This is a genomic window from Rhizobium sp. BK008, from assembly GCF_014197345.1.
GTDB classification, from domain to species: Bacteria; Pseudomonadota; Alphaproteobacteria; order Rhizobiales; family Rhizobiaceae; genus Rhizobium; species Rhizobium anhuiense.
In genome coordinates, this window is the sequence record NZ_JACIFK010000002.1 from 647,323 (window position 1) to 671,445 (window position 24,123).

Here is a 24,123-nt window from a genome sequence, read left to right on the forward strand (position 1 = left end):
AGTTCGGCTTGCCGCGATTAGGCAACATTAGGCAATAGCACTGCCTTGTTGCCGCGTTATCACGACACTGCCATCGCATCGCGAGGCTTTGTCTGCTGGAAACACGCACCCAGGCGCTCGTGCGCGGACCGGCCGCCACATTGCCCACCTCGGACTGAAAGTTGCCTGGTGAATTGCCGCTCCAGAACCAATATGAACCGTTGCTCGGCTCAACTATTAAAAATCTACTCTTTAGTAGCCACAATATGGTCGTTGCTCGATATCAACACCGACCCGGTCGTGTTGTTTGACGTAAATGACTTGGCTATCGTCATTTTGCCATGCGGAAAGGAATTCTATGCGACGGATTGGCCTGATCCTTGAAGACGGGTTTCAGCTTATGGGGCTGGCGGCCCTTGCTGCCTTCGAACTCGCTAATGCCGAACTCGGCGAAGAAGGTTATCAGTTGACCGTCTTATCGGAACACGGCGGCACTGTCAGGTCTTCGATGAACACGGGCATCGAGACCGTGGCGCTGGGCGTCATGCCCGACACGCTGATGGTGGCGGGCGAACTCGTTCCCTCTCCCATCTCCTCAGGGCTGCGTGGCTATCTGGCGCGCGCCGGCAAGGAGGCACGCAGGGTTGCCGGCGTCTGCACCGGTGCTTTCGTGCTGGCTGAGGCCGGTCTGCTGGACGGCCGCACCGCCACCACCCACTGGGCGCATGCACCCAACCTCAGATTCCGATTTCCTAAAGTTACCGTAGACGAGGACCGAATTTTCATCCGCGACGGCAATATCTGGACCTCAGCCGGAATGTCCTCGGCCATCGACCTGACGCTGGCGCTGATCGAGGACGATCATGGATCGACCCTTTCGCGAGCGATTGCCCGCAAACTCGTCGTCTATCATCGGCGCCCCGGCGGCCAATCTCAATTCTCGGCGCTTCTGGAACTGGAGCCACGATCCGACCGGGTGCAGCGTGCCCTGACCTATGCCCGGGAGAACTTGCGCAATCCTCTCTCGGTCGAGGAACTTGCAGAAGCAGCCAGCCTGTCGCCCCGTCAGTTCAGCCGGATTTTCCGTGAGGAAACCGGTCAGTCACCGGCCAAGGCCGTCGAGATGCTGCGCCTGGAAGCTGCGCGCGTTATGCTTGAAGAGGGCCGGCATCCGATGGACATCGTGGCCCGTGATACCGGCTTTGCCGACCGCGACCGCATGCGCCGTGCCTTTCTGCGCAGCTACGGGCAGCCGCCCGCCAGCCTGAAGCGCAGCCTCAAACTGATGGAAGACAGCGCGGCGGCATGACCGGATTTGCCGTTCTCCGCCGATCGACGAGTCATCCACTTTGATAGCGCAGGCGTGGGCCGATCCGAAGGGCGCGCCCCCGAAACGATTGCCGGAATAGCAGCTGTCGCGACTGAGGTAATCGTCCGGATTGTCGCTTCAGCATCAGGTCATGACACGCGGGGTCAACGACGCGACGAATTTTTATCCGGCTGGGGTGTTCTGTGGCAAGGCGTCGATTGCAAGGATTGCGGCGCATGCCCGTCCAGGACGACCGTGGTTAACCACAGAAGCTCTCCTCACCCAGAGCAATCTGCACTTGGCAGCGCGTTCTTTCCCAAGGCGAAGGATCCGCGCATGCCGATCCTGGTCGCCAGGCGCCCATGACGTGATGCCTCTCCTTCGTTCACTCACAGCAGGCGCCGGACGCCAGGCTGATCCTCTATTCTGATGCGGGTCACGCATTCCTGTTTCAGGAGATCGAGGATTTTGCCGTAAAGATCTATCTCTCCTCGCCTGAGGCCGCAACGTCACAGCCGTTCTAGGCAATACCCGGCCCCGTGCCGGGCTTTTATGTCGTCAAAAGGCCCATGTCCTGATTTGCCGTTTTTATGTCATTTGAGCCGCGACAGTCAGCACGCATAGTGAACCCATCGACGGCGCCATGGCGGCACGAGATTTGAAAGAGAAGGACGATTCCATGCAGATGACCGGCAACACAATCTTCATCACCGGCGGAACCTCCGGTATTGGCCGGGCGCTCGCCGAGGCATTCCATGTGCTTGGCAACAAGGTCATCATCGCCGGCCGGCGCAAGGCTCTGCTTGATCAAGTGGCTTCTGCCAACCCCGGCATCGATGGTGTGGAGCTCGACATCTCGGACGCGGCCGACATCGACCGTGTCGCAGCACAGCTGGTCCACGACTATCCCACACTGAATGTCTTGATCAACAATGCTGGCATCATGCCGTTCGACGATCCTTCCGCGACCATCGATGACAGCGTGTCGCGCCGGATTCTCGACACCAACCTGCTTGGCCCGATACGCTTGACGTCCGCGCTGATCGAGCATCTGAAGGCCCAGCCCCGCGCGACGATCATCCACAACACCTCCGTCCTTGCCTATGTGCCAATCGCGACCAACGCCGTCTATTCGGCCGCGAAGGCCGCGCTGCATTCCTACTCTCTGTCGCAGCGCTTCATGCTGAGAGATACGAGTGTCACCGTGCAGGAAATCGCGCCGCCGTGGGTCGATACCGATCTCATCAAGAAGAGCGGCGATCCTCGCGCCATGCCGCTGAATGCCTTCATCGTGGAAACCATGAAGGGTCTTGCGACCGATGCGCCGGAGGTTTTCGTCGAGGGAATCCGCGCGCTGCGTGACAATCCCGGTCTGAACGAACACGCGCTGGTCAATGGCTTCAACGCCGAGATCGCCGCAAACCCGATCCCCTTCTGAGATCTCCATCCCGTCAGTGCCAGAGCCCGCAGACGGCGGGCTCTGACGTCAAGGAGCTTGAAAGCCATGTCTGCGTCGCTCGCCCACACCTCCCACGATGGATTTGTTCGCGCGGGATTCCTTGCGCTCGGGAGCTTCGCCATCGGCACCGAGGGTTTCATGATCGCGCCGCTCTTGCCGGTCATGGCCGAGGACTTCCGCATGGCCGTACCGGCGGTAGCCCATTGGCGTTCAACACGTCAACTATGTATTTTGGTTCTCCGTGGGAATCGGGCTTGGCGCAGCCGTCCTAGGCATGGGCGTCATCTGGGATATCGGCCTACTGGCGGCCTCGGCGGAACTCGTCGCCTTCGCAGTGAATGCCGTCTTCGTCAGCAAGCGATGACTGCGATCGACAGATCGGACGCTTTCCTCCTGTCACAGCAATCGCCACATCCTCATCCCCTCGCCCACCGGCGATCATTTCGCCACGGAAACAGCTCGAAAGGAGCAATCCTATGACCTCTCGTATCGACACTCCGGCCGCCACCGCTGCGACCGGCGAAACAGCCGATGTCTTTGCCGCGACCCGCAAGTCCATCGGCATGGTTCCCAACCCCTATGCCGCCGTCGGCAGCCTCGACACCTCGGCCCTGCAGGCGATGCACAAGTGACGACTTTCGTGCTTCTCGATGTGCTGGCGGCCGTATCGCCAGGCACGTCCTGAATTGCAGTCTTTACGTCATTCTGAACAGGCCTGCCAAAACCTATCCTCTACGAACACACATCCAGCAACGGATGACGCAAAGGAACTGATCATGAGCACGACCCTCGAGACGGCCCCGACACTCCACGTTCAAGCTGGCGGCATCCGCTTCGCCTACCGCAAGCTTGGAGCAGAAAGTGGCGTTCCGCTTGTCTTCTTGCAGCATTTTACCGGAACCATGGATGCCTGGGATCCGCGCGTGGTCAATGCGCTTGCCGCCGACCGGCCTGTCATCGTGTTCAACAATGCAGGCGTGGGGACATCCACCGGCAACGTTCCCGACACCGTCGAGCAGATGTCTGCCGATGCCGAAAGCTTCATGGCGGCGCTTGGCCTGACCGAAGTCGACCTTCTTGGGTTCTCGCTCGGCGGCTTCCTCGCCCAGGTGATCGCTGCCGGTTCGGCGGTCAAGGTTCGGAAGCTCGTTGTCGCAGGTTCCGCCCCCGGAGGCGGCGAGGAACATCTCCTGCAGGTGGTTCAAGAAGCATTTTCGAAAAACGCCCGGGACGTGCGCCTTCCCCTCTTCTTTACGCCGAGCAAGGCGAGCCAAGCCGCAGGTTCCGCCTTTGTCGACCGCGCGGCCGCCCGCAGCCAAGGCCGCGACCCCGAAAGCGGTGATGCCGTGAGCAACCCGCAGGCGGCCGCGATCATCGCGTGGTGTGCAAACAAAGATGCCGACCACGCAGCCTTGAAGGCCATCCGCCAGCCCACCCTTATCGTGCATGGCAGCGACGACACGATGTTTCCGGCAGTCAACGCCTACGAGATGTTCAAGCACATGAGCAGCGGAACATTGATCATCTATCCAGACTCCGGCCACGGCGCTCTCTTCCAATACGCCGACACCTTCGTCGCGCACGTCCAGACCTTCCTTAACGCCTGAACGCTCATCCGCATCCATTCGAAGGGCCTTCTCATGAACACGCTTGCGCAGAAGATCATCGATGCCCATGGCGGCCTCGACACCTGGAAGACATTCACCGGCCTCACTGCGCATCTGAAGCAGGGCGGTGCGCTCTGGGACCTCAAGGGCCATGGCGGCAAACTCGGCGAGACCAATGTCACGGTCGGGTTGGGCGATGAATGGGCGTCCCACCATCCGTTCGGAGCCGATGGCAAGGTTACTCTGTTCCGGCCCGAGAAGGTTGAGATCAAGGACAGCTCGGGTCGGGTGCTTGAGGAACTGGAAGCCCCCCGCGCCTCATTCGCCGGCCACACGCTCGAGACGCCGTGGACGGACCCGCAGCGAGCCTACTTTGTCGGGATTGCCATGTGGACTTATCTCAATATGCCGTTCCTTCTGGCCGCTCCTGGCGTCGTTAGCGAACAGCTCTCCGACTGGAGCGAGAACGAGGAGACTTGGCAGCGTCTCAAGGTGACGTTCCCGAAGGGAATCGCAACCCACAGCACCGTCCAGACGCTTTACGTGGATGCGGACGGTCTGCTGAAACGGCACGACTACGACGTGGAAATCGCCGGCAACACGCCGGGTGCCCATTACATCGACGGCTACACGACGGTATCGGAGATCAAATTCCCAACCGAACGGCGCATTTTTCCGCGTCAGGCCGACGGGACATCGCTTCCGGAACCTCTCGTCGTGTCGATCGACCTTTCCGACATAACGCTGCGCTGAACGCCAGTCGGCGATAGCAATGCTGCCCGCCCCCAAGGAAAACGTGATGTATGTTCCTGAAGTCAGTCTGGCCGTCGCCATGGCAGCGATCATGGCCGCAGAGACCAAGGCGACCGAGATCGGCGTCCGGGTGGCCATCGTCGTGCTTGATCGCGGCGGAGAGCAGATCGCCATGGCGCGTATGGACGGCGCCTGGCCGGGGGCGTTCGATCTGGCCTTTGGCAAGGCTGAGACGGCTCGCTCGTTTCATGCGTCCTCTGCCGCATTCGTCCCGATGATCCAGCCGGGCGCGGGTCTTTTTACCGTCGGGAATGCCTGCGCCGGCAAATATGTCATCCTTCCCGGCGGCCTTCCGATCGAACTGGAAGGGCACGTCGCAGGAGCGGTCGGTGTGAGTGGCGGCTCCGGGGAACAGGACGCGCTCATTGCCTCTGCTGCGCTCGAAGCAACTGTCCTCGAGCAAGGAAAAACGTGACCACCAGACACTGGCCGCAATCACAACGGGTTGTTTGTCCGCAATGACGAAGGCGACCGGATGGGGTTAGCGCATCGAAAAGGATCTCCGTTATGACGACTGAATTGCTGATGCCGAGAACTGCCTCCTTTGTTGACATCGACGGCCTTAAGATCCGATTGGTCCGGTCGCCTTCGGACACAGGCCTGCCGGTACTGATCACAGCGCCATGGCCCGAGAGTATCTATGCCTTCAATCTCGTCTGGCCTCGGATCTGCGCCTTGGGTCCCGTCACGACGGTCGATCTTCCAGGCTTCGGCATGTCCGAGAGCAGGCCGGATCTGATGTCGCCCGAGACGATGGGTCAGTTCCTCATCCGGACGATGGATGAGCTTGGCATCGAACGCGCGCATGTCGTTGCGCCGGATGTCGGTACGCTGGCGGCGCTCTTCGCTGCGAGCAACAATCCGGAGCGCTTTGAAAGCATCGTCGGCGGCAGCGGTGGCATCAGTCTGGAGCTTCTGGGCGAACCGTTGCGGCAAATTGTAGAATCATCAAGGGACGACTTTGCCGGCTCGGATGGCGGCGAACAGGTCTATCAGCTGGCCAAGACCATGGCGCGGGGCCCCATCCCGGAGGTCATTCTGGAGGATTACCGGGCGTCTTCCAAAGGGCAGCGCTGGAACGAGGTCGCGGATTTTGTGCGCGCCTATCGTCGCGACCTTCCCCGATTGGCGGAGTTGTTGCCGACGATAGCGACACCGACATTGGTGGTTTCAGGAAAGGACGACCCGTACGTTCCGCCATCGAACGGGCAGTTTCTAAATCATCGCATGCCGCATTGCCGCGCCGAAGTGATCGAGGCCGGTCACTTCGTCTGGGAAGATGCAGCTGAGACCTATGGGAAGCTCATCTCTGAGTGGATCACCGGAAGCTATCGGGAGACATCTGAACCATCCCACAAACAGAGTAACTGTTCACAAGCCGCAGCAGCCTGTCAGGGTCGTCGGCAAGGGCATTGAACGCGATGAAAGCGGCGGACTGCCATAACCGTTTTCGCACTGGGCGGGTTTCAGCTCTTGAGCCATTACGATCCGTCGCCCGTTTAACGCAAAAGCCGGCGGCCCGCTTAGGCTGGCCGCCGAGCTTCACATGAATCTCTTCATGATGGACTAAGCCAGTCCTCCGCTCAAGTTCGGAAGGCTATGCGTCGCCCGAATGAGATCAGCCGCCCGCTCTCCGATGACAACGCAAGGTGCCATCGTATTTCCAGTTGTGATCCGCGGCATGATCGAGGAGTCTGCGATGCGCAGGCCATCGATGCCGTAGACCTTGAGCTCGCTGTCGACCACCGACATGCTGTCGCGTCCCATTTTGGCTGTGCAGGATTGATGCCAATAGGTCACGGCCGAACGCCGGATAAAGTCGATCATCCCCGATCGGTCGCGCCCGCCCGGAGCCGCCTCGCCTGTCACCAGTGGCGAGAAGGCATCACTGTTTCCGAGTTCGCGACACAATTCCACCGCAGCCAAGGCAGCCGCCATGTCTTCCGGCGCGCTGAGAGAATTCGGTTCGATCAGGATAGGGTCATTTATATTGGGGCCGGAGAGCCGCAGTCGACCACGGCTTTTTGGCTGGGCGAGACCGCTAAACATCGTCCAGCCATGTTGCCGTGTTTCGAGGCCCGTCTCGATCGGGGACGGCACAGCGAACTCCAACTGGCACTGAAGAATGTCCGGCTGCGCAAGCCGCGAGTCGGTTTTCCAGTAGAGTTTTGCTTCGCAGCCGCTACCACCGACGGCTTCTGGTTTTCGATATGCCCACGTGCACCCGAATGCGAGATGATCCTGATGATTGCGCCCAACGCCAGGTAAGTGTTGAACCACGGGAATGCCGTGGGCTTGCAGCTCATCTTCCGGACCTATGCCGGACTGCATCAACAATTTCGGAGTGTTGATCGCGCCTAGCGACAGTACCGTTTCGCAACGCGCCGTGAATTGATGCCGCTGAGCATCGATGAGAACCTCGACTCCCGTCACGCGCTTGCCATCGAAAATGAGGCGCGTGACCAGTACGTCGGTCAGCACAGTCAGGTTTGGGCGCGACATGAGCGGGCGGACATAGGATCCAAAGACAGACTCCCGCTTGCCATCCCGGATCCGCAGCTCAGCGATAGATGCGCCGCCCGGGCCCTCCATCATTTCACCGTTCGGGCTATCGTAGACGGGAATGCCGATAGTGGATGCCGCACTCAACAAGGCCCCCGCGATCGGTTGGGGCGCCTGCGGCTGCGCTACGTAGGCCGGTCCTCCCACGCCGCGACGCGCTGGGTCCGGAGCGCCCTGCCAATCTTCGATCCGGCGATAGTAGCCGAGGATGGACTGATAACCCCACGCGTCATCGCCGGCTTCAGCGGCAAAGTAGTCCCAATCTCCCTTGTGTCCTCTGGCCCACACCATGACATTGATGCTCGAACCGCCACCGAGCCCTTTGCCCATGCTGAGAGGAAGACGTCGACCGTCCAGGCCAGGTGCCGGTTGTCCGACAAAACCCCAGTCCCGGACCGAGCCGAGATTGAGCGGCCACTGCGCAGGGTTTGTAACGGTCTCGGCCGCATCGTCCCCGCCTGCCTCCAGCAGCAGGACACTTGCGTTTTCATTCTCTGCCAGTCGTGCGGCAACAACGGAGCCGCTGGACCCGGCGCCGCAGACGATGAAGTCGAAAACAACATCGACCTCGCTCTGAGGAATGGGCGGATTTTCGGGTGCCTTCTTGTCATGACTATTCGGCTTCACGTGGTTACCTCCGTGAATGGATTGAGGAAAATTGTAAAAGTGTTGGGGAATCGGGCAATGGATCCTTGTCCGAGATCGTGCGGCCTTTTATGTGCTCGCTTGGCCCGACCCCGCTCGGTTCGACAGCCCTTGCTCGTCGTCATCGGGACAGTGCGGCTGTCCCGATGAAACTGCGTCTGTCATTACTTCTTCGCTGAGACAGCCGTGGCTGCCTGAGCAATGGTATCCGCGACCACCGTCGGCTGCGTCATGAACAGGGCGTGGCTCGCTGACACCTTGGTGATCTTCGCCTTGATGCGTTCCGCCATGTGGATCAGCATGGCCTGATCGAATGCCTTATCCTCGGTAGCAATCACAGCCCAGCTGGGCTTGGTGTGCCAGGCAGCATGTTCGAGCTTCGTGCCGAACGCTGACATGTTGATCGGGACTTGCGCATCCCTCATGAACGCAACATCCGCATCGCTGACGTCATGAGCGAAACCAGCCTTGAACTTTTGCGGACTGACATATCCAAAGCCATCCTTCGTGGTCTCGATGACGAATTCCGATGCGGGAGCAAATCCTTGGTATTGTTGAGCCGTTGTCTCGCCTGCATCAGGAGAGAGAGCCGAGACGTAAACGAGGCCTGCAACCTTTGCATCAATTCCAGCTTCCGTGATGACCGTGCCGCCCCAAGAATGACCAACGAGAATGACCGGACCATCCTGCCGTTCCAGCACACGCTTGGTAGCCGCGACATCGTCTTCGAGAGATGTCAGGGGGTTCTGAACAATGCTGACGCGATATCCACGCTTCGTGAGAATGTCGTAAACACCCTTCCAGCCAGAGCCGTCGGCGAAGGCGCCGTGGACGAGCACAACGTTTTTCACGGACTGGTCTTGAGGAATGGTGTCGCCGGCGTTCGCCGGCAATGCGGCTGCGGACAGTGAGGCTGCAGCAGCAATTGCGGCTACGGTGGTCGTGGTCATGCGTGTCATGGCTGTCTCCTCGTTAATTGCGATAACTGTTATCGCGATATACATAAGCTGCCAGACTTTAGATGGCGCGTCAAGATAATTCTTATCGCGATATTTAATTTTGCTGTTGCATAGGTTATATATAGATCCACAGGAGCTCAGAATGACCGAACGCCATAACGACCCACCCCCCCTGCACGACCAACTGTGCTACGCGATTTACACTGCCGGAATTGCAATCCAGCGCGCCTACAAACCTCTTCTCGACGAGTTGGGCCTGACGTACCCGCAGTACCTCGTGCTCAATGTGTTGTGGAGCGAAGATGGGCAGACGGTGGGTGCCATTGCCAACGCCCTTGCCCTGGAATCCAGCACGCTGACGCCGCTTCTAAAGCGCCTTGAGATATCCGGCCTATTGCGCAGGACGAGAAACCTGAGCAACGAGCGCCAGGTGTTGATTGCTTTGACCGACGAAGGCCGGGCATTGCAGCACAAGGCTGGCTGTCTCAGCGATACCTTGCTTGCTGCCTCGACCCAGACACCGCAGGACTTGGCCGCTCTGAACCGCGACGTGCGTTATCTGCGCAACGCGATCTACTCCCAGATCGGCGGGTGGGATGCGCCGACCTGATTTGCCGTGCATGTCGGCGCCTAGGCTGTTGGCACTGTCCCTCCATCGATTGTATATTCGGTACCAGTGATCGACGCAGCGCGGTCGGAGGCGAGGAAGGCAATGAGGTTTGCGACCTCTTCCGGCTTTGCCGGCCGCCCCAGCGGAATGCCGCCCAGCCCGTCCATGATCATCTTTTTGCCTCCCTCAAGGTCAGTTCCCGCCTGCTTCGCCAGGCGCTCGGCAAGATGGACCGAAGCTTCCGTTTCGATCCAGCCTGGCGACACCCGAACGACGCGAACACCTTTTGGCGACACTTGCTTCGACATTGCTTTGCTGTAGGTGGAAAGTGCTGCCTTGGCTGCAGCGTAGGCAGTCGTCGATTCCGGAAGCGGCAGAACCCTCTGGATGGATGTCACATGCACCACCACACCGTTTCCCCGAGCGACCATGTCCGGAACCAGTTGCCGATCCAGGCGAACGGCCGGAAAGAGGTTGAGCGACAGCTCCTTATGCCAGTCGTCTTCCGACAATGCAGAAAATCCGCCTCCGGCTGCAGAAGAGCCACCCAGCATATGGACGATGACGTCGACGCCGCCATGGCGCCGCCGCGTGGCCTCTGCGACGATTGCACATCCCTCTTCGGTGGTCAGGTCGGCCTCGACGAACAATTCTTCCGGCAGGTTTTTCGGGCGGGCCCGCGCTGTCGTCAGCACCTGCGCGCCGAGTTCCCGAAACAGTCTGACGGTCGCGGCGCCTGTACCCTTGGTTCCAGCCGTAATGAGGGCACGTTTGCCCCTCAGGTTGAGAAAGTCGGTCATGAACGGATCTCCAGCCTGACGATCCTGTCGTCCTTGATGGTGAAGTCGTGGGTGAGCATCACCGGGCTACCGGGAAAGTGGCCGCTCACCCTCGCCCGGACGAGTGCCTTGTCGCCTTCAACCATGAATTCCACGGGTTCTGCACGGTATTGGGTGGCCTTCTTCGCAGCCACCCACCATCCACGGATTGCAACAATGCCATGATGGCGCGCATTTTCGTCCTCGACCACCGCTTCAATTGCAAAGGTGTTCAACAGCGTATCCACGTCGCTGCGGCTGTCTGCGTCAAAGTAAATGTTCACAATATCGGGCATATCCATCCTGTTTCTCCTCATGATCTGACCCGATAGTTAGCGCTCGACCATTGCATGAATAAGTGGGATAAACCGGCATGCGATATTGAACAGATCGGGACAATGGAACAGGCCAGCCTGAAGGAACTCGAAGCGGCCGCCGCGATCGCGCGGCGCGGGACATTCCGCGCAGCCGCCATCGATCTCGGCATGTCCACGACCGCGCTGAGCCACACGATAGGCAGGCTTGAGGCGGGACTGGGTGTGCGACTGTTCAACCGCACTACGCGCAGCGTGTCGCTGACAGATGCCGGCAGGATCTTTGTGCAGCAGGTCGCGCCATCGCTCCAGGACCTCTATGCCGCTCTGGATCTGGTGCGCTCGCAACGCGAGACACCTTCCGGAACGATAAGGATCAACGCCGCCCCGTTTGCCGCGCGCGCCATCATCTCACCGCTCGTGCTTGAGTTCCTGCGCCGCTATCCCGACATGAATATCGATATCGTCACCGAAGGAAAAATGGTCGATATCGTCAAGGACGGTTTCGATCTGGGCGTCAGGGTTGCAGGCCTCGTTCCCAGCGACATGATCTCCGTTTCGCTCGGCCGCCCTCAACGACACGCCGTGGTTGGTTCTCCTGAGTATTTCGAGCAGCATCGCAAGCCCGTGGTTCCTCCTGATCTTCTCAATCACAGATGCATTCGTGTTCGATTGCCGGACGGCTCCTTGTTTAGATGGCGTTTTGAGAAGGACGGCGAGCAAGTGCAGATTGATGTGCGGGGACCGCTTGCGCTTGATGAAGCCAGCCTGACAAGGACTGCGGTGCTTGAAGGTGCCGGCGTCGGCTATATTTTTGAACAAGACATTCTTCCGGAGATCGAGGCGGGGCGCGTCATCCGTATTCTGGAAGATTGGACGCCCCCGTATCCAGGGCTTTGCCTGTATTATCCCGGGCGCCGAAACCTCTCGGCCGGAGTCAGAGCGTTCTTGGAATTAGCTCGTGAACTCTCGCGACCGGCAGCCGGGTGAACCCGTCGTCGACGGCGACGCGGTGAAATGCGATGGGCGGAACATGCGGCTGCTGGGAGAAGGCTGTCCGTTCGGGTATTGATACTGGCCGAGCGCGGCCTGAAAGCGGCGTTCAGCGGCGCGGGGACAACACACCTACGCACTTCAAGCTGTCCGTGTACTTGCTCGGCGTCTCGCTCTCGTCGCTGACCGACGAGCAGTCCAGCGCCGGGACCGAGGGGAGCCCGCAACTCGATCTCAAACTTAACAGGACCAAGGCGCCGAAAACGAAAAAGCCTGCCGCGGGGGAGGTGCGGCGAGCGCCTGGCAGGATTATTTCGGTCGGCAGGGCGTTCCCTCGAACAGGCGATCAAGCGGCTCGCCAAGAAGCAGGCCGCTTGAACGCGCAGTCCGTCAGACACCATAGCGCCGATCGAGTTCTTTCAGCGCGGACTGTACCTCATCGATCGAAATCGGCTCTGGCGTTCCCGGCACCTGCCGCAGGGCCGGCTTCGAGTCGATAGCGTAAAAGTCGGAGGCCCAGGCCGCGAGGATCGCCCGCTTATCATCGACGGAAAGAGCCGGCTCTCTCACCACATCGATTGGCCGCTGAAGCTGCATACCCTGAAGCAAGACCGCGGGTCCCATCGCCATCGCGTTGCTGGCCGCCTGCTGCAACATGTCGTACGTCATCGGACCGCCTCACTGTACGTGTGGATCCCGGTCACGCCGCAGGCGTGAGGCCGCGAACATATTGGTGTCCGGGGCCAGCAGATCGTGTTTCTCGGCGAAGGCCAAAAACAGGCCACGCGCGGTTTCTGCTTCAATCTCGCCACACAGTGCCGCACTGCAGGCCTTGAGGGCAATCGCATGCGCGCTGTCCCTGAGTGACGTCGGCCACTCGGAAAGATGCCGGTAGGCATCCATGACGTTGCGAACCTCCGCTGGGTAGCCAAGGCCAACGAGAATGGAAACAGGCCGTCTAAACATATCGGGTTTCATCGCTCTCTCCTTCCCAACCCGGAATGTTGATGGGGCGCCGACGTGGCGGCGCCCTCGTTCTGCGGTCAATGCGGGTCAAGCTGCCTTCTGCGCCTCGATCTGCGCCGGGGCGGCCGAAGGCACCAGAGCAGGCTCGGTCTGGATGGAGATCTTTCGCGGCTTCAACGCCTCCGGGATCTCGCGAACCAGATCGATCGACAGGAGACCATTGTTCAGATCCGCTCCGTTGACCCTGACATGGTCGGCGAGTTCGAACCGGTGCTCGAACGGCCGGGCGGCAATACCGCGATGCAGGTAGCCCTCGGCAGCCGCCTCCTGCTTCTTGCCGGTCACGGTCAGAAGGTTGGACTGGAAGGTGATGTCGAGATCGTCCCGGGCGAAGCCTGCCACCGCGATCGAAATCCGGTAGGTGTCGTCGCCGGTCTTGACAATGTCATAGGGCGGCCAGTCGCTGATCGACCGGGCGCGCTGGGCGTTTTCCAGAAGATTGAAAACTCGGTCGAAGCCGACGCTCGAACGGTAGAGCGGTGCATAGTCGTAAGATGTTGCCATAGCCATATCCTCCTTGAGCAACATGGATATGGAAGCGCCGAAAGCGGCGCTCCCAGCGAGGCCAGCCCTGATTCAGCAGCTGGCGGCAATCGATTTGGTTTTTGAGAATTTCGGATTCAAGAGTGGCGGCAGAAAAAAATTGCTCGTTTTCGGCTTCTGCCACCAGCTCGATCCAACTCATAAACGACTGCATTATCCTGAACTTCGCGCAAGGTGTTTTAGGATGCGTGACGCATTCGCCGTCGTCGGTCCAGCCCCGGAATTCGATCTCGACAATCAGCATCGGCTGGGCGAAGACGTGGCCGCGACGAAGCCGCAAGCAGCAGCAGCCGATGCCGCCGCGCGGCGAGGCAGACTTAGCACCAGTCGCACGCCTCTTGTCCGGCGAACCCGGATCGGCCGCTCAGTCGTATCCCCCAAGAAGCGCCTTTTCGATCGATCGGGTGTCCATCAAATGCCAACAGATCAGCGCCCCGCCTCCTCGCGAATTGCGTGCGGAATGACTGTCTTCGAACGCCCATTTCATCCCTTTGTTCCTGTGACGCCGTCGGAGCCCGTGAATACAAGCCGAAGAGCTACGAAAACCTTGAGGGGACCAACTTGACGGGCTCGATTGCCTGGAAGGACGGAAAGCCCCTGCCGCAGCTGCACCCAACCATCTGTTGGCGGTGGAGGTCGGGCGTGGTTCGATGAACACCCATGTCAGGATCCTACCATCCCGCCTTGAACGCGTCGACGCGATCGGCGCCAACGTCCTGCAACTCGGTCCGGCCGGTTTTGACACGAGGCTGGCTGCGCTGCCTCGTTTAGTCGCTGATAACGCGGCGGGGGATGGACAGTCGAATCGAGAGTCCATCAGGCATCCACTCGCGCGAGATATCGACCCCGACGCTCTTTCCGATTATCTGCTCAAGCCGGCTTCCAAAACCGATCGAACGTGGCTCTGACGTAGGCTGTAGAGGACCACTGCTCTCCAGCCAGACGATCTCGAGGGTGTCGCCCTTCACCGCCGCTGCTATCTCCAGCTTTCCCTCTTCGACGGACAGCGCTCCATATTTCGCGGCGTTAGTCGCGAATTCATGGAACAGCAGCGCGAAGTTTGTAATTTTGGTGCCGCTGATGTCGATGTCATCTCCGATCAGCTGCCAACGATTGGCACCGTCCCGCTCATAGGGCGCGAGAATATTCGACAGAAGCTGAAAGAGGGTGGTCTCCGGAGCGCCGGTCGCCTCTTCACCGTTCAAACTCGGCAATGTCATCTCATGCGCCCGAGAGAGGGCCATCAACCTGTCCTTCATCCCCGCAGCGAGATCGGCAGTCGTCTTTGCCGTCCTTGCAGCAAGGGTGATGATGCTGCCGGTAATGGCAAACAGGTTTTTTACCCGGTGTTGCATCTCGCGCATTAGAAGTTCCTGACGCTCGGCGGCGCGCTTACGCTCCGATATATCGCGGGCAATTTTCGATGCGCCGATGATCTTTCCGTTGCCATCCCGAATAGGCGAGATGGTAAGAGAAATATCGATCAGGGTACCGTCTTTACGTCGTCGTATCGTCTCGAAGTGGTCGACGCGCTCGCCGGCTTGGATGCGGGCGAGAATGGCGGGTTCCTCGTCGAGGCGATCGGGTGGAATGACGATCGTGATCGGGCTGCCGACAGCCTCGTCTGCCATATAACCGAAAAGACGCTCAGCGCCCTTGTTCCAAGTCGTGATGACTCCGCTGAGGCTCTTGCTAACGATCGCGTCGTCGGAGGATTCGACGATCGCTGCGAGGAAAGCTGCAGCATTATGTCCGTGCTGCGCAGCTTCTATGTCGGCCTCCAGCTGTCGCAAACGGAGCTGGGCCTGGGCCTCGTGTTGCTGGTGATCGGAAATCGACATTTACGCCCCGTCAATAAAACGCATTTTGAAGAAATCGAGACGGTCGCGACCGCCAATGCACCGCGACCATATTCGCTAAACACCACTAACAACAGTTAGAATAATAATAAGGGTCGCAAATCCGTATGACGCCGTCCGAACGCGAGATCGCAGGCAAAATGCCTTCGCGTTGAAAAGTGCCGACCCGTTGATACCCAGCATCGAGAACACAGCCTGGAGCGTTGGCAAAGTGTCTGGCCATTACTGCGCGCCATGGAGGACGCGAAGAATACGAACCGCTGTTTCGGCAATTGCATACGCCGCGGCGTACGGCGTGCCAATGACAATGATCGATCGCCACACTTGCTGGCATCAGTACTTCGCGACCGGCGCGCGGCCCTATGGACAAGAGACAAGCGCCTGAGGGCAGCGGCCGAAAAGGCGGGCGCTTGGCTATACATTTTTGTCAACAGGCCCAACTGAATGCCCAAATAGACTGCTCCTGGGGACCGGAGCAGTTTCGATCCCACGCCTGAACCATAACGAACCGGTGCCCCGTTGTATCTTTCATGTGGGATGAAGCAACTCGCTGAGTGCCCCTGCGCATGAAGAATAAAGAGCGGAGTCCGGGCTTGTGTGGGCGGCCGCCATCAAGGTGATCATCGACATCGGCAACCCGGTTGCCTCCGACCTCTCGGGGCTTGTTACCCCCAGCGGCAGTTCTGGCGGGCAGGAGACCGCCAATCGCAAGCGTTCTACCCCGAGACTATCGAACAGAGATCGAAGCCCTTATCAAGGCGTGGCGGCCTGAGATCTGGCCGAAAGCCAAAGCTAGGCAGACGTCGCAGGCAGCTAAGATTACCTCGCCGCCCTCGCGGCCTGCTGCAGCAGTTTGAAGGCCGCGTATCGCCGCCCATGCCACTCGGCATCGTCCTTGCTTGGAAGGTGCACCTCGCCAAGAGTCGACATGCTTTGCATTGCCTCGTAGACCGAAGGAAAGTGGCCGCCGGCGACCGCCGCCAGAATCGCCGTCCCCAACAGAACTGGTTCCGGGGACGTCGAGGAGGTGATGACCGTCCCGGCGGCGTCTGCAAGGACTTGTCGGACTGTAGGATCTTGTCCAGCGCCACCACTTACGACGACGGTGTCGATCGAGATGCCTCTCGCGACCTGGGCGTCCAGAATCTGCCGAAGTCCGTAGCCAAGTCCGCAGACGCCCGCCAGATACAGTCCGACGAGGCTGTCGAGGTCGGACGCCATGCCTAGTCCCGCGATCACTGCGCGAGCGTTTGGATCAGCGAACGGAGCTCGATTGCCCAGGAACTCCGGTACGACATGCAACGATCCGACGAAATGCGGTAGACGGGACGCACCGCCCAATTCGGCCGCTTCGACGGCCAGCCATTGGGTCAGGTTCATCTTGCATTCCGACGCCCGTGCAGCAGCCTCGCAGGCGGCCGGATGGTGGAGGACAAGGTGGTCGATTGCAGCGCCGGCGGCTGACTGTCCTCCTTCATTGAGCCACAGACCGGGCGCCATCGCGGAATAGTAAGGACCCCACACACCATCGACGAATGCGGGCTCGGATGTCGTGGACATCGTGCAAGCCGACGTGCCGAAGACGTATGCCATGCGAGTCTGGATATTACCCGAACCGGTCGCGCCGACCGTCCCGATGCCGCCCGCGTGGGCGTCGATAAGGCCTGCGCCGACCGCGATACCTTCAGGCAAACCCAGTTCCGATGCAGCCTCCGCCGTCAGGCCATTTCCGAGCGGAGTTCCAGCATCGACGATCTCAGTGCCAATCCGGGCGAATCCTTCCTCAGCCAAGGATCCGAGCCCAATGCCTTCGAAGTAGGACGGGTCCCAACGACGCTCATGCGCCAGATAAGTCCATTTGCAGGTGACCGTGCAGACCGACCTTGCGATACTTCCGCTCGATTTCCAGGTCAGGAAGTCAGTAAGGTCCATAAATTGCCATGCGTTGGCAAAGGTATCCGGCATATTCTCTGCAAGCCAGAGAAGCTTGGGGGTTTGCATTTCGGGCGAGATCGTCCCACCCACGTAGCGGAGCACATCTGCTCCTGTCTGATTTATCCGGTTCGCCTGATCGACCGCGCGGTGATCCATCCAGACGATGATGTTGCGCTGAACATTGCCTGACGGGCTCACTGAGATCGCCTGGCCGTCCTGTCCGAGGACGACGAGAGAACACGTCGCGTCGAAGCTTATGCCCGCAACCGCGCTGCGATCAATCCCGGCATTCTCGACTGCTTTGCGAACGCTTCCGCATACGGCCTGCCAGATATCGGCGCTGGACTGCTCGACAATGTCGCCGGGCTCGCGATAAATCTCGATGTCCTGCTTCGCGGACCCGAGCATGTTTCCGCGAGGGTCGAAGACACCCGCTCGCGCGCTCCCGGTCCCGACGTCAACACCGATGAAAACCACGGGCGCGCGCTCTGGCATAGTCAACTTCCCCTATTCACGCGGCCGGATGCCGCTTGATCAACTGGACGCAGCGCCGGGTCTCTTCGATGCAGTCCAGGTGTGGATCGATGTCGGGAATCCATCCCTCGTACTCGATGTTGATGATGTGAGGACGTTCGCTGCTGCGGATCGCCAACATCATTTCAGCGATCGGAAAGTGAGGTTCTCCGCCGCTTTCGTCAAGACGGAGGAGCTTGGCATGGACCAGTCGAGCGAGCGGAAGGCACTCCTTGAAACAGGAAGTTCCGCAGGCATCGGCGAGGCTGCTTGGCCGGCTGATCTCCCGAACCAGCTTCGCGACAACCTGCGGCGTGCAAACGTCCCTTGCGAACGACCTGACTCAAGTCCTATCGTCACTATGTAGGATCGCGCAAGTGGAACCAACTGTTCCACGATGTCCCTGACCTTCTCCGCGCCTTTCTCGCTCATATACTGGGGCAGGGAGTCCACGGGCGTCATCACCACAACCTCGGCGCCCAGGTCCGAGGCGATCTCGAAGCAATTCTCGACCTGATCGACAACCGTGTCGAGTGACGTCGTTTCAGCGCCGAGCAGGTCGGTATAGAACCACATCGACGCCACTCGGAGGTCTGCGTCAAAGATCCTGTTGCGCAGAGTGTGCCGGGATCGCGGCGCTACGTACTGTGGCAGGCGGGAGTAGTCCTCGTTAATCTCGACGGCGTCGATCCCGAAGCTCTGGAGGTTGGCAGGAGGTCCTCAAGGGAGCGCCCTTCGACTATTGTCAGCTTCTGCAGCGACCATGTGCTGACTGCGATTTCGTGCTGGATCCTGCTCATGCCGCCAACTCCATTTCATTTGTCAGATGTTGATGGAGCGTCGGCCAAAGGCAATCCACCGCCGAGTAGCGATGCGGAGTTGGGAGCGCCGAAGAGCCTCTTCATTCTTAACCCATCGGGTTTCCCGAAGTTCTTTCCGTCCAGTCGTTCGTGCCGTCGTCGACCATCTCGTCTACGAAGCCGTCAGCCTGGATCTCGCGCGCCTGCGCATACTTGGTCCGAAAAGCGGCTTTGTCGTCATCAGCCAGCCAGGCAAGGACGGTGGATTTCGCCGGCTTAGTATCATCCCGGCAGATCGAGCGGAGGCATTCCCCGTCAGCCATACGCTCGCAGATGGTGCCCACCAGGGGCTGTGTGAACCTCGTGGGTCTAACGTGTCATGGGACCTGCCTTCTGATCGGCCGGGGTGCCGTAACGTGGCGTGACGTGACTCAAAAATTCGGATGTGCAGAACAATCAGGGCATTGGATCGTTCAGCGTGGGTGTGGCTAACCTGGGGAGGACAAGATGAAGCTGGTGCCATTCCACTACGCAGGCACTAACAACCCGATAGTTTACATCAACCCCGAACATGTGGTCGCCGTCAGGGCGTTCACCAACAGCACTCACATCTATGTCAGTGTGCTGGGGAAAGATGCCTCGCCGAGCTATTATCCTGTGAGAGAGACGGTCGACGATGTCGTTATGCAGCTAACCGGCTAGCATCCCGATCGGCCGGAACTTCTATACTTCGTCGATGTTGTAGTCGGATGAGCAACACAGATAAAAAAGCCACGAACGGCATGATCAAATTTGTGCTTACTATCTTCGTCATCGCGATGATCATAGCACTGGCGTATCTGGCGTTCTTCACGCCCGGACAAGTGTGAGCTGAACTGCGCGGAGTACACCACATCACCAGCAGCGTGCCGCGCTCGATCTTCCCGCTCATGGCGGCCACCATCTTGGTAGAGATCAAACCGAACGTCAGCGCCACCAGAGCTAGATGCACCCCTGCGACGGCGTTGCGAACAAGACGGGGTATGCGAGTCAGATGGCCTTGAAGATGCCATCTTGATGCCCGGTCAGGTGAAGGTATGTTCCTCCAGTCGCGTGAAGGCCATCACCAATCCGCTGCCATCCCCGTAGATCAACTTCAATCGATCCGCTTTCCGGGACCGGAATACGAAGACGGCCCTTGCAAAAGGGTCTTTGTGCAGCTCATTCTTGATCAGCGCCGCCAAGCCGTCACCGCCCTTGCGGAAGTCGACCGGCTTGGTGGCCACCATGATCCGAACTCAGTTCGAGGGACCGCACAAGCACGTGCGATAGCGGCGATCCGGGCGGCAGACGCGCCTTCTTCTAGGCGGATCGTGACACCGCCGACATTGATCTCGGGGCGGCTGGCCTTTTTGATTGAAGGCTCAGAAACAGGTGGATCGACAATGATCGCTGCAAACTCCACCGCATCGTCGGGTGCGGGCAGAACCCGTTTGCCCGGTCGCGCCATCGTTCGCCAAGTCGAGAGGTGGTCCGGCTGCAGGACGTGGTCCGGCTGCAGGACGCTCCGCGACCGCATTGACTATCGCGCCTGGCCGAAGGCTCTCCGAAACGATCTGTGCCTTCACCTCGTCCGGCCAGTGCCGGTGAACCTCACGTCCAGACTTCCTGTTTAATGAACTGATCGCGCCGGTGGCCTTCGACAGTCGCAGGACCTTCGACCATCGACCCATCTCATCTTAGGCTACGCCCTTATACAAGTTCGTACAAAAACTCGCAGATCAGTTCGGCGAGTTTTACCGCGTCGACATCGCTCATGTGGGCGGTATTCTCGATTGCGGTAACCTCGATATCATCACGGTCAACCGCTACGAGATCAAGTATTCTGGCAAACTTGATCTTAAGCTCAATGTCACTTTCGAACTCGTCAAGGGTGACCGCGAGAATGCTGTCATTTGCCTCGACCAACCGGCTTTGAATGCTCTCGGAGGAGGTAGCGAGTGTCCGAACTGCCGAGAAGAAGTGCCCTCGTGCATTGGGATATTTTGCGTCCATGTGGTTCCTTTTTCGCTCTTAGCGCAGGCCTTGGACGTGAGGCCCAACGCGGGTGTACGATCTTGGAGAGGTTTGGTCAACAAATGCTTGTCACCGCCAACTAATGCAGAAGCAGTCGTACGGGCATGGAACAAAAGCCGCAGCGCCGTTGTTCACCAGAATAGCTTCCTCATCGATCTGTCACGCCGCCAGACGGCGGCGCGCGGTCTGAAAGACGAAACATGAACCGGTATGTCGCGCAGTCCCTATCGATTGCACTCGCCCTCTTTTCGGGCAGCATTGCTCACGCCGACGAGGCCCCCTTCCTCAAATCACTGGCTGGAAGCTGGAATGGAAAAGGCACCGTCAAGGTGCGCGTTAATGCGCCAACCATTAACGTGACCTGTCGCTTCAAGTCCGCTACGACTGCCGCATCTCTGTCGCTGGACGGAAAGTGCACCAGCCTTGCCATCTTCTCCCGCGTGATCACCGCGGATCTCAAAGCGACCGGCAACAGGTACTCTGGATCCTATGTCGGCGCGGGCACGGGCACCGCTGGCCTCGGGGGACGACGCGCTGGCGACACTATCAACCTCGGGATCACCTGGGCGCAGGAAGTAAACGGCGACCGGAAAGCACAGATGACGATCGAGAAAGTCGGGACCTCGGGGATGCGTCTTACGACAGTCGATACCGATCCAAAGACTGGCAAGGCAGTGGTCACGAGCCGCATCGATCTGCGCCGGAGCTGATCTGGACCTTCATCGCAAGCTATAATATCATCGAGACCATCGGACCAAAGGCAGAAGCAGTCGAATATTTGGGCCTTAGATGAAGTCGACGAGGTTACGCGAAGATCGTTGATGACGGTGGCGAGGCCCGGCGCTCCAATCAACGGTACGACGCAACTCTGCATGCGCCACGTAAAGATCTCTTCTCACCACGCGCCTTCGGCGACCGACTCGGGCAAGCGGATCAATCGAAAGAGCTTACTGAAAATTCCGGCTCTTGGTCTTCAGCGTATCGATATGAAGATCCAGACGGACAGCGATCTTGGCTGTGCAGGGTTGCGTTTGAAGGCCTTGCCTTGATGGAGGCCGAACCGGCGACACGGCGTGGCTTCAACACTGGTTTCAGCAATTTAGAAACGGCTGTAAATGCACTGAGCTCAATGTCGACAAACTACGGTTGGGAGTTCAGCGCGCTGCTGAAATCATTCAGCCCGACCATCCGCATCATGGGATCAGATGGCGAAGGAAGACCGCCTGATAGAAGGCTCGCGCATCATTGGAAATCGCATGCACAAACACGCCTCGTATGCCGAGGATTTCAGCGGCATTGAGCAAGCGTAAGCCTGCGTCGTGCACCAACGCTCTGCCGATCCCCCGCCCCTGATAGGACTGATCAATGGCGAGACGACCAAGCACGGCAGCCGGAATTGGATCGGGCATGTTGCGCCGAAAACGGCCTGGCGCTTCCGGCTGTTTCACGGCCCCGGAAGCGAGTGCGTAATAAGCGATGACGCGATTTTCTTCACACACGACAAAGGTGCGCGATGCGCCACCTACCTGATTGGCGCGGGCGCGGCGACGCAGCCAGTCGTTCAATTCAGGGACACTGGAATTGAATTCTGACAGCTCGTGATGATCGGCCAGTGGGATGGGTGCGCTGAGAGTCACGCCTCATCCCACGGCGCTTTGGTGGACATCGTGCGTCTCAGACGCTCATTGGGCTGCGTGGGTACATCCAGTCGGGCAAGGTATTCGGCATAGATTTCGGGGCTAACCGTGAATATGGTACGGTCAAGCAGCACCTCCTCGGCACGACGCTCTGAAGCCTCCAGCATGAAATCTGTGCGCGTCTTGCCGAGCAATTCAGCGGCGCGGTCGATCAAGTTGCGGGTCGCAGGCTTGATTCGCATATTCAGCGGCACGCTGGCGTCCGGGCTTATACTTGTATGCGAGGTGGTGGGCATAGAAATCTCCGATCTCCACCCCATATAGCGTAACGTTCGCGTCGTGCCGTTTCGCTACCCTATTTCATAGCGGGTCTTGAACCAGTTCGAACTGCCGACGCGCGGTTTAGCGGACCGCACCCGCTGGTTCCTGCCGCACCAGCCATTGGCTTATGCGACGACCGCCGAACCGTTGACGAGCTGACTAACGGAAATCAGGCCAGCAACATTCGTTCCGGTGCCAAACGCTGCAATGACACCGAGTGAGACAGGGCGAAATATCCGCTGCGACCATTCAGGTCGCATAGCCAATCGCGAGATCGGTACATATGCCAAGGCAACTGCAGCGAGACCTCCTTTCGATTCCTCTGAAAAATCGACCTTAGATAGCACCGCCGAGACCGGCTGTTCTCCGATCCGACGCCAGTAGGAACTTTCATGTCGCGGCGGTGTTGTCGTTACGGCGCTGGCAGATCTGCCGCGTAAAGAAACCAAACTATGGGAGCTGACTGATGAGTGATACGGAGCAACCGGACCAACAGACGCCTCCTTCCCCGGGGAGCCCAGCTCCAGCCGCGACACCAGCCTCAACCGGGCCGATCTCGTCCACACCAGATGAGCCGACGGTAGAGGCGTCGGTAGACAGCGCGCCGGCATTATCAGCCGACAGCCAGACCCTGCAGGAGCGTCCAAAAACCAAAGGCGTGGCCGATATTGTCTTCCTCGTCGACGTTACCGGCAGCATGGAACCCTGCATCGACGCACTGCGGCGAAATATCGAAGCCTTTATTGACTCCTTGAGCCAAGGCGACCCGAACAACGCCGCCCCTGTCAAAGATTGGCGCGGCAAGGTTGTCGGCTATCGTGACATTGAGGCAGCCGAAGCGGAAGGCCTGCCATGGATCGTCGACAATGAGTTCGTGCGCGATGCCAGCGCGCTCAAGGCGCAGCTTAGCACGTTACAGGCAAATGGGGGTGGGGACGAGCCGGAGTCGCTCCTCGATGCTCTTTATAAAGTTGCCTCTATGGAGGCTGTGCCGAAAGGTTCGCAGACGGAGGATCCGGCGAAATGGCGCTATAGAAGCGATGCGGCGCGTGTTGTCATCGTCTTCACCGATGCTTCATTCAAGGAGACCATGAGTATTGCCGAGGCAAAGGGCGGCTCGTTGCAAGACGTGGCTAACCTTATCATGGCCAATCGAATTATTCTCAGCCTCTTTGCCCCGAATTTCGAGGGCTACGATAGACTGAGTCAGATCGACAAGTCGGAATGGGAGGTGGTGGAATACGAAGGGCTGAACCCGCAGGAGGCGCTTCAGAAATTTACCTCCGACCCGGTTAACTTCCGTAACACCCTGAAGCAGTTGGCCGCCAGTGTATCCCGGTCGGCGGCGACCGTAGCGCTTTAGCGA

At 59.3% G+C, this 24,123-nt stretch carries 27 protein-coding genes and 3 pseudogenes; 14 read left to right on the plus strand and 16 right to left on the minus strand.

Annotation, left to right across the window (positions count from 1 at the left end):
• Window positions 1–337: 337 nt before the first annotated feature.
• The 7 genes from FHT69_RS14485 to FHT69_RS14515 all read left to right on the plus strand — a co-directional run bounded on the left by FHT69_RS14485 (window position 338) and on the right by FHT69_RS14515 (window position 6,583).
• A complete protein-coding gene (locus tag FHT69_RS14485; RefSeq protein ID WP_097623345.1) occupies window positions 338–1,288 on the plus strand; it encodes a GlxA family transcriptional regulator in 951 nt (316 codons plus the stop codon).
• Between the two features lie 679 nt (window positions 1,289–1,967).
• Window positions 1,968–2,726: an SDR family oxidoreductase gene (locus FHT69_RS14490; RefSeq protein ID WP_183905530.1), complete on the plus strand. Its 759-nt coding sequence runs from the start codon at window positions 1,968–1,970 to the stop codon at window positions 2,724–2,726.
• Between the two features lie 497 nt (window positions 2,727–3,223).
• A complete protein-coding gene (locus tag FHT69_RS14495) occupies window positions 3,224–3,379 on the plus strand; it encodes a hypothetical protein (protein ID WP_210304244.1) in 156 nt (51 codons plus the stop codon).
• Between the two features lie 144 nt (window positions 3,380–3,523).
• Window positions 3,524–4,354, plus strand: a complete 831-nt coding sequence (locus FHT69_RS14500) for an alpha/beta fold hydrolase (RefSeq protein WP_127429984.1) — start codon at window positions 3,524–3,526, stop codon at window positions 4,352–4,354.
• Between the two features lie 33 nt (window positions 4,355–4,387).
• Window positions 4,388–5,107: a hypothetical protein gene (locus FHT69_RS14505; protein WP_183905531.1), complete on the plus strand. Its 720-nt coding sequence runs from the start codon at window positions 4,388–4,390 to the stop codon at window positions 5,105–5,107.
• 19 nt (window positions 5,108–5,126) lie between these two features.
• Window positions 5,127–5,582, plus strand: a complete 456-nt coding sequence (locus FHT69_RS14510) for a GlcG/HbpS family heme-binding protein (protein ID WP_246780720.1) — start codon at window positions 5,127–5,129, stop codon at window positions 5,580–5,582.
• Between the two features lie 92 nt (window positions 5,583–5,674).
• Complete coding sequence (locus FHT69_RS14515) at window positions 5,675–6,583, plus strand: alpha/beta fold hydrolase (RefSeq protein ID WP_183905532.1); 909 nt, start codon at window positions 5,675–5,677, stop codon at window positions 6,581–6,583.
• A gap of 150 nt (window positions 6,584–6,733) precedes the next feature.
• Here FHT69_RS14515 and FHT69_RS14520 read toward each other — a convergent pair whose 3' ends face one another.
• On the minus strand, window positions 6,734–8,356 hold the full coding sequence (locus tag FHT69_RS14520; protein WP_183905533.1) for a GMC family oxidoreductase: 1,623 nt from the start codon (window positions 8,354–8,356) through the stop codon (window positions 6,734–6,736).
• Between the two features lie 182 nt (window positions 8,357–8,538).
• The gene (locus FHT69_RS14525; RefSeq protein WP_127429979.1) at window positions 8,539–9,333 is read right to left on the minus strand and encodes an alpha/beta fold hydrolase; all 795 of its coding nucleotides are present in this window, start codon (window positions 9,331–9,333) and stop codon (window positions 8,539–8,541) included.
• 142 nt (window positions 9,334–9,475) lie between these two features.
• Here FHT69_RS14525 and FHT69_RS14530 point away from each other — a divergent pair, with 142 nt between their 5' ends.
• Window positions 9,476–9,943, plus strand: a complete 468-nt coding sequence (locus tag FHT69_RS14530; protein WP_097623340.1) for a MarR family winged helix-turn-helix transcriptional regulator — start codon at window positions 9,476–9,478, stop codon at window positions 9,941–9,943.
• Window positions 9,944–9,963: 20 nt separating this feature from the next.
• Here FHT69_RS14530 and FHT69_RS14535 read toward each other — a convergent pair whose 3' ends face one another.
• Both FHT69_RS14535 and FHT69_RS14540 read right to left on the minus strand, forming a co-directional pair.
• Window positions 9,964–10,743: an SDR family oxidoreductase gene (locus FHT69_RS14535; protein ID WP_183905534.1), complete on the minus strand. Its 780-nt coding sequence runs from the start codon at window positions 10,741–10,743 to the stop codon at window positions 9,964–9,966.
• Window positions 10,740–11,063, minus strand: a complete 324-nt coding sequence (locus FHT69_RS14540; RefSeq protein WP_183905535.1) for a nuclear transport factor 2 family protein — start codon at window positions 11,061–11,063, stop codon at window positions 10,740–10,742. Before FHT69_RS14540 ends, FHT69_RS14535 begins: the two co-directional genes overlap by 4 nt.
• A gap of 48 nt (window positions 11,064–11,111) precedes the next feature.
• Here FHT69_RS14540 and FHT69_RS14545 point away from each other — a divergent pair, with 48 nt between their 5' ends.
• Window positions 11,112–12,065, plus strand: a complete 954-nt coding sequence (locus FHT69_RS14545; RefSeq protein ID WP_183905536.1) for a LysR family transcriptional regulator — start codon at window positions 11,112–11,114, stop codon at window positions 12,063–12,065.
• 393 nt (window positions 12,066–12,458) lie between these two features.
• Here FHT69_RS14545 and FHT69_RS14550 read toward each other — a convergent pair whose 3' ends face one another.
• The 4 genes from FHT69_RS14550 to FHT69_RS14565 all read right to left on the minus strand — a co-directional run bounded on the left by FHT69_RS14550 (window position 12,459) and on the right by FHT69_RS14565 (window position 15,478).
• The gene (locus tag FHT69_RS14550; protein WP_183905537.1) at window positions 12,459–12,737 is read right to left on the minus strand and encodes a hypothetical protein; all 279 of its coding nucleotides are present in this window, start codon (window positions 12,735–12,737) and stop codon (window positions 12,459–12,461) included.
• 9 nt (window positions 12,738–12,746) lie between these two features.
• Window positions 12,747–13,046: a DUF982 domain-containing protein gene (locus FHT69_RS14555; RefSeq protein WP_097623336.1), complete on the minus strand. Its 300-nt coding sequence runs from the start codon at window positions 13,044–13,046 to the stop codon at window positions 12,747–12,749.
• 75 nt (window positions 13,047–13,121) lie between these two features.
• Window positions 13,122–13,598 carry an Hsp20 family protein gene (locus FHT69_RS14560; protein ID WP_097623335.1) on the minus strand — a complete coding sequence of 159 codons (477 nt, stop codon included), beginning with the start codon at window positions 13,596–13,598 and terminating at the stop codon, window positions 13,122–13,124.
• Window positions 13,599–14,404: 806 nt separating this feature from the next.
• A complete protein-coding gene (locus FHT69_RS14565) occupies window positions 14,405–15,478 on the minus strand; it encodes a PAS domain S-box protein (RefSeq protein ID WP_183905538.1) in 1,074 nt (357 codons plus the stop codon).
• Window positions 15,479–15,817: 339 nt separating this feature from the next.
• Between FHT69_RS14565 and FHT69_RS34220 the strand changes: the two are divergent.
• A pseudogene (locus FHT69_RS34220) lies at window positions 15,818–15,940 on the plus strand (type II toxin-antitoxin system VapC family toxin); the annotation flags it as partial.
• Window positions 15,941–16,315: 375 nt separating this feature from the next.
• On the opposite strand, the gene FHT69_RS14570 reads toward FHT69_RS34220, so the two are convergent.
• The 4 genes and pseudogenes from FHT69_RS14570 to FHT69_RS14585 all read right to left on the minus strand — a co-directional run.
• The gene (locus tag FHT69_RS14570) at window positions 16,316–17,926 is read right to left on the minus strand and encodes an FGGY-family carbohydrate kinase (protein WP_183905539.1); all 1,611 of its coding nucleotides are present in this window, start codon (window positions 17,924–17,926) and stop codon (window positions 16,316–16,318) included.
• A gap of 16 nt (window positions 17,927–17,942) precedes the next feature.
• Complete coding sequence (locus FHT69_RS14575) at window positions 17,943–18,089, minus strand: hypothetical protein (protein ID WP_183905540.1); 147 nt, start codon at window positions 18,087–18,089, stop codon at window positions 17,943–17,945.
• Window positions 18,086–18,634 carry a sugar phosphate isomerase/epimerase family protein gene (locus FHT69_RS14580; protein ID WP_183905552.1) on the minus strand — a complete coding sequence of 183 codons (549 nt, stop codon included), beginning with the start codon at window positions 18,632–18,634 and terminating at the stop codon, window positions 18,086–18,088. The genes FHT69_RS14575 and FHT69_RS14580 overlap by 4 nt, the downstream gene beginning before the upstream one ends.
• 159 nt (window positions 18,635–18,793) lie before the next feature.
• A pseudogene (locus tag FHT69_RS14585) lies at window positions 18,794–19,067 on the minus strand (terminase small subunit protein); the annotation flags it as partial.
• A 184-nt stretch (window positions 19,068–19,251) separates the two neighbouring features.
• Here FHT69_RS14585 and FHT69_RS14590 point away from each other — a divergent pair.
• Window positions 19,252–19,446 carry a hypothetical protein gene (locus tag FHT69_RS14590; RefSeq protein ID WP_097623331.1) on the plus strand — a complete coding sequence of 65 codons (195 nt, stop codon included), beginning with the start codon at window positions 19,252–19,254 and terminating at the stop codon, window positions 19,444–19,446.
• Between the two features lie 362 nt (window positions 19,447–19,808).
• On the opposite strand, the gene tnpB is transcribed toward FHT69_RS14590, so the two are convergent.
• Together tnpB and FHT69_RS14605 are read right to left on the minus strand one after the other, a co-directional pair.
• Window positions 19,809–20,012, minus strand: coding sequence for an IS66 family insertion sequence element accessory protein TnpB (gene tnpB / locus FHT69_RS14595; RefSeq protein WP_183905541.1), 204 nt, complete (start codon window positions 20,010–20,012; stop codon window positions 19,809–19,811).
• 463 nt (window positions 20,013–20,475) lie between these two features.
• Entirely contained in the window at window positions 20,476–20,778 is a 303-nt protein-coding gene (locus FHT69_RS14605) for a hypothetical protein (RefSeq protein WP_097623330.1), read from the minus strand.
• A gap of 221 nt (window positions 20,779–20,999) precedes the next feature.
• On the opposite strand from FHT69_RS14605, the gene FHT69_RS14610 reads away from it, so the two are divergent.
• Both FHT69_RS14610 and FHT69_RS14615 read left to right on the plus strand, forming a co-directional pair.
• A complete protein-coding gene (locus FHT69_RS14610) occupies window positions 21,000–21,509 on the plus strand; it encodes a hypothetical protein (RefSeq protein ID WP_097623329.1) in 510 nt (169 codons plus the stop codon).
• 111 nt (window positions 21,510–21,620) lie between these two features.
• On the plus strand, window positions 21,621–21,848 hold the full coding sequence (locus FHT69_RS14615) for a hypothetical protein (protein ID WP_183905543.1): 228 nt from the start codon (window positions 21,621–21,623) through the stop codon (window positions 21,846–21,848).
• A gap of 91 nt (window positions 21,849–21,939) precedes the next feature.
• On the opposite strand, the pseudogene FHT69_RS14620 reads toward FHT69_RS14615, so the two are convergent.
• Window positions 21,940–22,436, minus strand: a pseudogene (locus FHT69_RS14620) (GNAT family N-acetyltransferase).
• The gene (locus FHT69_RS14625; protein ID WP_097623327.1) at window positions 22,433–22,732 is read right to left on the minus strand and encodes a DUF1778 domain-containing protein; all 300 of its coding nucleotides are present in this window, start codon (window positions 22,730–22,732) and stop codon (window positions 22,433–22,435) included. Before FHT69_RS14625 ends, FHT69_RS14620 begins: the two are co-directional and overlap by 4 nt.
• Before the next feature lie 491 nt (window positions 22,733–23,223).
• Between FHT69_RS14625 and FHT69_RS14630 the strand changes: the two genes are divergently transcribed.
• Window positions 23,224–24,120 (plus strand): vWA domain-containing protein, encoded by an 897-nt coding sequence (locus FHT69_RS14630; RefSeq protein ID WP_183905544.1) that lies wholly within the window; start codon window positions 23,224–23,226, stop codon window positions 24,118–24,120.
• Window positions 24,121–24,123: the final 3 nt, after the last annotated feature.